This window comes from Rhodococcus sp. T9N, assembly GCF_024436645.1.
Taxonomy (GTDB): Bacteria; Actinomycetota; Actinomycetes; order Mycobacteriales; family Mycobacteriaceae; genus Rhodococcus_F; species Rhodococcus_F qingshengii.
In genome coordinates, this window is record NZ_JAMSKS010000090.1 from 1 (window position 1) to 707 (window position 707).

General features: G+C 60.0%; 3 protein-coding genes. All 3 read left to right on the forward strand.

Going from position 1 to position 707, the window contains the following annotated elements; all coding sequences use genetic code 11:
* Window positions 1–207 (forward strand): hypothetical protein (locus M1L53_RS34780; RefSeq protein ID WP_261949532.1); only part of this gene is annotated, 207 nt, incomplete at its 5' end.
* A complete protein-coding gene (locus M1L53_RS34785) occupies window positions 204–491 on the forward strand; it encodes a hypothetical protein (RefSeq protein WP_261949533.1) in 288 nt (95 codons plus the stop codon). The genes M1L53_RS34780 and M1L53_RS34785, both read left to right, overlap by 4 nt.
* Entirely contained in the window at window positions 488–673 is a 186-nt protein-coding gene (locus tag M1L53_RS34790) for a hypothetical protein (protein ID WP_261949534.1), read from the forward strand. Before M1L53_RS34785 ends, M1L53_RS34790 begins: the two co-directional genes overlap by 4 nt.
* The last annotated feature ends 34 nt before the right edge of the window (window positions 674–707 follow it).

Below are 707 nucleotides of genomic sequence, written 5' to 3' on the forward strand. Positions count from 1 at the left end.
TGGCAGATTGTGATCGCGCTCATCCTCCTCACCCCGCTCGCCGTATCGGTGGTGGCTGGATATTCGAAGTGGACGCTGTACGTGTGGAAAGTGCGGAGTGATATCAGCCCTCCCGGCCGCGAATTCTGGTTCTCCTGGGTCGTTGTACATGTTCTAGCCATGGCACTAGCTGGCCTATGCCTACTAGCCCTAGAGGTGCAGCCATGAGTGCCGGACAACACCCTCGGCTTCCGGAGTTCTTCCCTCGCATGAAATATCGAGCCCGGAAGCGGAACTACGGCAAGCGCCGGGTGATCGTTTACGGCGCCGACTTCAAGCCCGTATGGCCGCAGGCATTCAAGATCGGCGGCAAGTCCTACCCGGTCGACAAAGTCACGCTGGTCACAACATGTGAGTTCGGACGTCGGGAGCTCGCCGGGAACCTCGGCGACGGCACCAGTTTTTGGATCTCAAAGGTTACCGCGACACCTGCCGAAGGAGCGCAGTCATGACCACAAATCCACTCACCCCGGAACCTCCTGATGGCATGGGCCCATGGGAACAGGTGCGGCAGCTGGAGTTCCTCCGCGCCTACAAGGACGACCTCCCAACCCTGCGCATCGAATCGACCATCGCCGATCGGCATTACATGACGTTCTGGATCTCCCACTACAGGAACGGGGGTCGGTCATGAGCCACTTCGACCACGACGACGGCCTCGACGATCC

Coding starts and splice junctions, on each gene's coding strand:
- M1L53_RS34785 (WP_261949533.1), top strand. CDS start 204: ATGAGTGCCGGACAACACCCTCGGCTTCCGGAGTTCTTCCCTCGCATG.
- M1L53_RS34790 (WP_261949534.1), top strand. CDS start 488: ATGACCACAAATCCACTCACCCCGGAACCTCCTGATGGCATGGGCCCA.